Origin of the sequence: Streptomyces sp. CBMA123, from assembly GCF_014596465.1 — a bacterium.
Taxonomy (GTDB): Bacteria; Actinomycetota; Actinomycetes; order Streptomycetales; family Streptomycetaceae; genus Kitasatospora.
This window is the reverse complement of record NZ_MECK01000229.1, coordinates 1-8,451: the sequence shown is the minus strand read 5'-3', so window position 1 is coordinate 8,451 and position 8,451 is coordinate 1. Positions and strand designations below refer to the sequence as shown.

Here is an 8,451-nt window from a genome sequence, read left to right as displayed (position 1 = left end):
GTCGGGCGTCCGGGCGGACAGCAGCCAGGGCAGGGGACGGGCGGGGGCCGGGCGCTCCGACGCGGGCTCGGGCAGCGGCTCCGCTGCGGGCGCGGCTTCCAGGATCACGTGGGCGTTGGTGCCGCTGACGCCGAACGAGGAGACGCCGGCGCGCGGCGGCCGTCCGGTCGCGGGCCACGCCCGCGCCTCGCGCAGCAGCTCGACGGCGCCGGAGCTCCAGTCGACCTGCGCGGTCGGCCCGTCGATGTGCAGGGACTTCGGGAGCTCGCCGTGCCGCATCGCGAGCACGGTCTTCATCACGCCGGCCACGCCGGCGGCGGCCTGGGTGTGGCCGAGGTTGGACTTCACCGAGCCCAGGAGCAGCGGGAGTTCGCGGTCCTTCCCGTAGGCGGCGAGCAGGGCCTGGGCCTCGATCGGGTCGCCGAGGCGGGTGCCGGTGCCGTGCGCCTCGACGGCATCCACCTCGGCGGGCGTCAGACCGGCGTCGGCCAGCGCGGCCCGGATCACCCGCTGCTGCGACGGGCCGTTCGGCGCGGTGAGGCCGTTGGAGGCGCCGTCCTGGTTGACGGCGGAGCCGCGCACGACGGCGAGCACCGGGTGCCCGAGGCGCCGCGCGTCCGAGAGCCGCTCGACGAGCAGCACGCCGACGCCCTCGGCCCAGCCCGTCCCGTCCGCAGCGGCGGCGAACGGCTTGCAGCGGCCGTCGGGAGCCAGGCCGCGCTGGCGGGAGAACTCGACGAACACCTGCGGCGTGGACATCACCGTCACACCGCCCGCGAGCGCCAGCGAGCACTCACCGCGGCGAAGGGCCTGGGCGGCCAGGTGCAGGGCGACCAGCGAGGAGGAGCACGCGGTGTCGACCGTGACGGCCGGGCCCTCCAGGCCGAGGGTGTAGGCGACGCGCCCGGAGATCACGCTCGCGGCGTTTCCCGTCATCACGTGCCCGGCGACGCCCTCCCGGGCCGGGTCCAGCAGCACCTGGTAGTCCTGGAAGTTGGAGCCGACGAACACGCCGGTCCGCGAGCCGCGCAGCGCCCCGGGGTCGATGCCGGAGCGCTCGACGGCCTCCCAGACCGTCTCCAGCAGGAGCCGCTGCTGCGGGTCCATCGCGAGGGCCTCGCGCGGCGAGATGCCGAAGAAGGCGGCGTCGAAGTCGGCCGGGGCGGTGAGGAACGCGCCCTCGGCGACGTAACTGGTGCCCTCGTGGTCCGGATCCGGGTGGTGCAGGCGGTCGGTGTCCCAACCGCGGTCGGCCGGGAACGGGCCCACCGCGTCGCGGCCCTCGGCGAGCAGCTGCCAGAGGTCCTCCGGCGACTCCACGCCGCCGGGGAAGCGGCAGGCCATCGCGACGATCGCGATCGGCTCGTCGGCGGCGACAGCGGGGGCCGTGAACGCTTCGCCGGCGGCCGTGCCGGCCAGTTCGGCGCGCAGGTGCGCGGCGACGGCGGCCGGGGTCGGCCGGTCGAACAGCAGGGTGGCGGGCAGGCGCAGCCCGGTCGCGGCGGTGAGGCGGTTGCGCAGCTCGACGGCGGTCAGCGAGTCGAACCCGAGGTCCCGGAACGCCCGGGCGGCGTCGACCGTCGCGGTGGAGGCGTGCCCGAGGACGGCGGCGGCCTCGGTACGGACGAGCTCCAGCAGCAGGCGTTCCCGCTCGTCGGCGCTGCGGCCGCGCAGTTGCGCGGCCAGCGGCGATTCGTCGGCCGTCCCGGCGGCTTGCGGGTGGGCCGCGCGGCGGACCTCCGGCAGGTCCGCGATCAGCGCGCTCGGACGGGCGGCGGTGAGCACGGGTGCGAGGGCGCTCCAGTCGACGTCGGCCACGGTGAGCCCGGAGGTGTCCGTTGCGAGGGCCCGGCGCAGCGCGGCGAGCGCCCGGTCCGGATCCATCGGTGTGAGGCCGCCGCGCCGCATCCGCCCGGTGAGGCCCGGGTGGTCCGCCGCCATGCCGCCGCCGGCCCACGGGCCCCAGGCGACGGAGACGGCGGGCAGCCCGGCGGCGCGGCGGTGCTCGGCCAGGGCGTCGAGGTAGGCGTTCGCGGCGGCGTAGTTGGCCTGGCCGGGGTTGCCGAGGACACCGGTGATCGAGGAGAACAGCACGAACAGCGCCAGGTCGTGCCCGGCCGTCAGCTCGTGGAGGTTGCGGGCGGCGACGGCCTTGGCGCGCAGCACGGCGTCGAACCGGTCGACGGTCAGGCCGTCCAGGACTCCGTCGTCGAGGACGCCGGCCGCGTGCACGACGCCGGTCGGCGGGTGCTCGGTGAGCAGGGCGGCGAGGGCTTCCCGGTCGGCGACGTCACAGGCGGCGACGGTGACCCTGGCCCCGAGGGCGGTCAGGTCGGCGCTGAGCTCCCGCGCGCCGGGAGCCTCCGGGCCGCGCCGCCCGACCAGCAGCAGGTGCTCGGCTCCGGCGGCGGCCAGCCACCGGGCCACCCGGGCGCCCAGCGCGCCCGTACCGCCGGTGACCAGAATGGTTCCGGTCGGCGCGGTCCAGTCCTCCGTGCCCGCGGCGGTCACCGGCCCGGCCGACCGGTGCCGGGTCAGGCGGCGGGCGTAGGCGCCGGAGCCGCGCAGGGCGAGCTGGTCCTCGGTGCTCTGGGCGAGGAGGCCCGCCAGGCGGACGGCGGTGCGGGCGTCGGGGGTGGCGGGCAGGTCGATCAGGCCGCCCCAGCGCTGCGGGTGCTCCAGCGCGGCCACCCGGCCGAGGCCCCACAGCTGCGCCTGCTCGGGCTCGCTCACGCGGTCCGCGCCCTCGGCCGCGACGGCTCCCCGGGTGAGGCACCAGAGCCTCGCCGAACCGCCGGCCGCCTCCAGGGTGCGCAGCAGCCCGACGGTCGCGGGCAGGTACCGGGGCACGAGGCGATACCCGGAGTCCGGGCGGCCGTCGGCGGCGAGGAACGAGAGCACGCCGGCCACCGGCTCGCCGGAGCCGTCCGCGAGCAGCGCGTCCAGGGCCCCGGCCCCCGCCACCCGCGCGATCCGCAGGCCGCGCTCGGCCAGGGCGTCGAGGACGGTGGCGGGCCAGGCGTCCCCCCCGTCCTCGGGCACGACGGCGAGCCAACGCCCCTGCGGTACGGCGTCGGTGAGACGACGCACGGGCACCCAGGTGGTCCCGTACGTCCAGCCGTCGAGCGCGCTCAGCAGGCGCCGTTGCCCGCGCCAGGAGGCGAGGACGGGCAGCAGGAGGTCCAGCGAGGCCTCGGCGGACTGCTCCGCGATCCCGAGGACGGCCGACGCCTCCCGCAGGTCGCCGGCTTCGACGGCCGCCCAGAACGCGTCCTCGACCGGGTCGGCCGAGGCGGCGCCGGCGTCGCGGCGCCGGAGCTCGGGCAGCCAGAAGCGCTGCCGCTGGAACGCGTACGTGGGCAGGTCGACGCGGCGACCGCCGGACCCGGCGAGCACCGCCGCCCAGTCCGGGCCCGCGCCCCGCACGTGCAGGCGGGCGAGGGCCTCCAGGACGGCCGGCTCCTCGGGGCGGTCCTTGCGGAGCACGGCGGCCGGCGCAACCTCGGCGGGCAGCGACTCGGCCGCCATGGCGGTGAGGACGCCGTCGGGGCCGAGTTCGAGGAAGCGGGTGACACCCGCGGCTTCGAGCGTGCGGATGCCGTCGGCGAAGCGGACGGCCTCGCGGACGTGGCGCACCCAGTAGTCCGGCGACTCGACGCCCTCAGCCAGTCCACCGGTCAGGTTGGAGACCAGCGGGATCGACGGCGCGTGGTACGTCAGCCCGTCGAGGACCGTACGGAAGTCCTCCAGCATCGGGTCCATCAGCGGCGAGTGGAACGCGTGGGAGACGCGCAGCCGCGTCGTCTTGCGGTCGGCGAAGTGCGCGGCGATCTCCGCGACCGCCTCGTCCGTGCCCGACACAACGACCGACATCGGGCCGTTGACGGCCGCGATCGACACGAACTCACTCAGCAACGGCAGGACTTCGTCCTCCGTCGCCTGCACCGCCAGCATCGCGCCACCCGCCGGAAGCGCCTGCATCAAGCGGCCCCGGGCCGCGACCAGCGTGCACGCGTCCTCCAGCGAGAACACCCCGGCGACGTGCGCCGCCGCGATCTCACCGATCGAATGCCCGGCCACGAACTCCGGCCGCACACCCAGCGATTCGACCAGCCGGTACAACGCCACCTCGACCGCGAACAACCCCGCCTGGGCGTACTCCGTCCGGTTCAGCAGCTCCTCGTCCGAACCCCACACCACCTCGCGCAAGGCCGGGTCGAACTGCGCACAGACCGCATCGAAGGCCTCGGCGAACACCGGGAACCGGGCATACAACTCCCGCCCCATCCCGAGCCGCTGCGACCCCTGCCCGGAGAACAGGAACGCCGTCGCCCCCTTCTCCGCCACGCCCGTCACGAGGCCCGCTCCTTCGCCCCCGGCCGCCAGGGCCTCCAGGGCGCGCAGGCGCTCGTCCGGGTCGGCCGAGACGACGACGGCCCGGTGCGCCATGGCCGTCCGGCCGGTCGCCAGGGAGTACGCGACGTCGGCCGGGGCGAGCGGTCCGCGCGTCCGGAGGTGGGTGGCCAGGCGTCCGGCCTGGGCCCGCAGGGCCGTCTCGTCGTGCGCCGACAGCAGCCACGGCAGCACCGCGTCGGGCACCGTCTCGGGCGCGACGTCACCGGCGGGCTCCGCCGGCGCCGCCTCCAGCACGACGTGCGCGTTGGTGCCGCTGACGCCGAAGGAGGACACGGCGGCGCGCCACGGACGGTCGACCTCGGGCCACGCGCGGGCCTCGCCCAGCAGTTCGGCGGCGCCGGCGGCCCAGTCGACGTGCGGGGTCGGGGCGTCGAGGTGCAGGGTGCGCGGCAGCAGGCCGTGCCGCATCGCGAGCACCGTCTTGATCACCCCGGCCACACCGGAGGCGGCCTGGGTGTGGCCGGTGTTGGACTTCAACGCGCCGATGAGCACGGGCCGTTCGCGGTCCTGCCCGTACGTCGCGAGGAGCGCCTGGGCCTCGATCGGGTCGCCGAGGCGGGTGCCGGTGCCGTGCGCCTCGACGGCGTCCACCTCGGCGGGCGTCAGACCGGCGTCGGCCAGGGCGGCCCGGATCACCCGCTGCTGGGAGGGGCCGTTGGGCGCCGTCAGCCCGTTGGAGGCACCGTCCTGGTTGACGGCGGAGCCGCGCACGACGGCCAGCATCGGGTGCCCGAGGCGCCGCGCGTCCGAGAGCCGCTCGACCAGGAGGACGGCGGCGCCCTCGCTCCACGCGGTGCCGTCGGCCGCCGCCGCGAAGGGCTTGCACCGGCCGTCGGCGGCGAGACCGCCCTGCCGGGAGAACTCGGTGAACATCTGCGGGCTCGACATCACCGTCACGCCGCCCGCGAGCGCGAGCGTGCACTCGCCGCGGCGCAGCGACTGGACGGCGAGGTGCAGGGCGACGAGCGAGGAGGAGCACGCGGTGTCGACCGTGATGGCCGGGCCTTCGAGGCCGAGGACGTAGGAGATGCGGCCGGAGGCGACGCTGACGGTGTTGCCGGTCAGGAGGTGTCCGGCGGCGGTCTCGGCGACCTGGCCACCGGCGGTGGCGGCGCTGTCGTAGCCGCCGTGCCCGGCGCCGACGAACACGCCGGTCGGGGTGCCGGCGAGGGTCCCCGGGTCGATGCCCGCCCGTTCGACGGCCTCCCAGGCGGTCTCCAGGAGGATCCGCTGCTGCGGGTCCATGGCGAGCGCCTCGCGCGGCGAGATGCCGAAGAACCCGGCGTCGAACTCGCCCGCGTCGTGCAGGAATCCGCTCTCCCGGGAGGTGACGGCGCCCTCGGGCAGGTCCCAGCCGCGGTCGGCGGGGAAGGCGGAGACGGCGTCGACGCCGTCGCGCACCAGCTCCCAGAGCTCCTCCGGGGAGGCGACCCCACCTGGCAGCCGGCAGGCCATGCCGACCACGGCGATCGGCTCCCGGTGCTGCTCGGTCACCTCGCGGAGCTGCTCGCGGGTCTCGTGAAGGTCCGCGATCGCCCGCTTCAGGTAGTCGCGGAGCTTGTCTTCGTTCGACATCGGGACGTCAACCTCTCCGGGGGTCTGCCAGGAACGCCGCTCGGGAGGGCCCTGCCGTACGCCGGTTTCCGGCGCCGATCGCGGACTCCTGACGTCAGGTCCGACCCGTCGCCCGCCCAGTCTCGCCACGGACGGCCCCGGTTTTCCCTAGAGCGCGCAGCAGGACGGGCGTGCCCGGCACCCGTAGGTGCCCGGCACGCCCGTCCGCCGAACGGTCACTCCTGTCCGCGCAGCCACTCCTCCACGATCTGGGCGGTGAGGGCCGAGTCCTCGCGGATCATCGACAGGTGGTCGGCGTCGACACCGACCACCCGGGCGCCCGGCACGAGCGGTTCGGCCTGGGCGCGCTGCTCGATGGGGGCCTCGTCGACGCCCGTCAGGGCGCGGTCGCAGGTGACGAGCAGGACGGGGGCCGTGGTGTGCTGGACCTCCAGGCGGTTGAGCAGGACCATCCAGCGGCCCATGGCGGACAGCCGGGAGTTGGTCAGCCGCACCGGCGAGTCGGCGCCGGTGAAGTTGAGCCGCATCATGCCGGTGTAGTCGGTGCCCTCGTCGGCGTTGTGCTGGAAGCTCAGCGTGTCGAAGAGGACGACGCCCGCCGGGCGGATGCCCCACGTGTGCTCCAGCAGCCCGGCCGCGGCGTAGGCGAAGGAGCCGCCGGAGGAGTGGCCGGCGAGGACGAACGGGTGGCCGTCGCCGGCGCGCAGGGCGCTCTCGGCGATCACCCGGGTGGCGACCTCGGGGTTGGCGGGCAGCCGCTCGCCGGTGGCGAAGCCGACCAGCGGGAGCGCCGACACCTCGCGCTCACCGCGGAAGTGGGCGGCGAGCCGGGCGTACTGGTGCACGCCCGCGTTGGCCGTCGGCGCGCTCACGCAGATCAGCCGGGTCGGGCGGGGCCCCTCGGCGAGGCGGGTCGCCCAGGGCAGGTCCTCCAGTTCGGCGGTCGCCTCGAAGGTCGGCCGCAGGGCCGCGACGGTGGCCAGCATGCGCTGGGCCTCGGGCACCTTGCCGTTGGCCAGGGCATCGGTGAACAGCCGCTCCAGGGAGTCGAGTTCGGGTGCACCGCCGGGCACGAGCACGGCCTCCCCGGCACCGTCCTCGGTGCGCTGGTCGGCGAGCTCGCTGCGGATCCAGGTGGCGAGCTCGACTGGCGACCGGCTGTCGAAGACGACGGTGGCGGGCATCCGCAGACCGGTGACGGCGGCGATCCGGTTGCGCAGTTCGACGGCGGTGAGCGAGTCGAACCCGAGCTCGTAGAAGTCGCGTTCGGCCTCGACGGCCTCCGGGGAGGGGTGGCCGAGGACGGCGGCGGCTTCGGCGCGGACGGTGTCGACGAGGTAGCGCATGCGGTCGCGCTCGTTGAGGTCGAGCAGCTGCCGGGTGAAGCCGACGGCCGCGTCGGCGCCGCTCGCGCCGCCCCCGGAGGCGGTGCGCCGGGCGGCGCGGACGAGTCCCCGGAACAGCGGCGGCACCTCGCCCTGGGGGCGCATGCCCCCGGCGGCCAGGCCCATCGGGATGACGAGGGGTTCGGCGGAGCCGAGGGCGGCCTCGAACAGGGCGAGGCCCTGCTCGACGGAGAGCGGCGGGATGCCGCCGGACTGCATGCGCCGCATGTCGGTCTCGCTGAGCTCACTGGTCATGCCCGACTCCTGGGCCCACGGGCCCCACGCGAGCGAGGTGCCGGCCAGCCCGAGGGACCTGCGGTGGTCGATCAGGGTGTCGAGGAAGGCGTTGGCCGCGGCGTAGTTGCCTTGGCCGGGGCTGCCCATGACGCCCGCGATGGACGAGAAGACGGCGAAGACGGCGAGGTCCAGGTGCCGGGTGAGCTCGTGCAGCTGCCAGACGGCGTCGACCTTGGGCCGCAGGACGGCGGACAGCCGCTCGGGGGTGAGGGCGGTGACGATGCCGTCGTCCAGCACGCCGGCCGTGTGGATGACGGCGGTGAGCGGGTGTTCGGCGGGGATGCCGGCGAGCAGGGCCTCGGTGGCGGCGCGGTCGGCGGTGTCGCAGGCGACGACGCGGGCCTCGGCGCCGAGGGCCCCCAGGTCGGCGAGGAGTTCGGCCGCGCCGGGCGCGTCCGGTCCACGGCGGCTGGTGAGCAGCAGGTGGCGGGCGCCGGTGACGGCGAGGCGGCGGGCGAGGTGGCGACCGAGGGCGCCGGTGCCGCCGGTGATCAGGACGGTGCCGTCGGGGTCGCGCTCCGCGGGCATCGTGAGGACGGTCCGGGTGGCGGACGCCTGGGCGGCGAGCGCGGTGCGGGCGTCGCGGATGTCGTGCGCCACGGTCGGGGGCGGGGTGAGCTCGCCGCTCTCCGCCAGGCCGAGGAGTTCCGCGAGGATCGCGGCGGTCTCGTCGGCGTCCGGTACGGGAAGTCGGGCGAAGGCGTCGCCGTCGAGGACGAGGTCGGTGCCCGACGCCGCGCGGTCGACGAGCCGCTCGGGCGGCAGGCCGAGGCCGAGC

Annotated in this window: 2 protein-coding genes; both read right to left on the bottom strand. The window is 76.1% G+C overall.

The features are described 5' to 3' along the window. The coding region (locus BG452_RS24365; RefSeq protein ID WP_188306498.1) for a type I polyketide synthase at positions 1–5,991 on the bottom strand (5,991 nt) is incomplete at its 3' end. 215 nt (positions 5,992–6,206) lie between these two features. After that, the coding region (locus BG452_RS24360) for a type I polyketide synthase (protein ID WP_188306497.1) at positions 6,207–8,451 on the bottom strand (2,245 nt) is incomplete at its 5' end.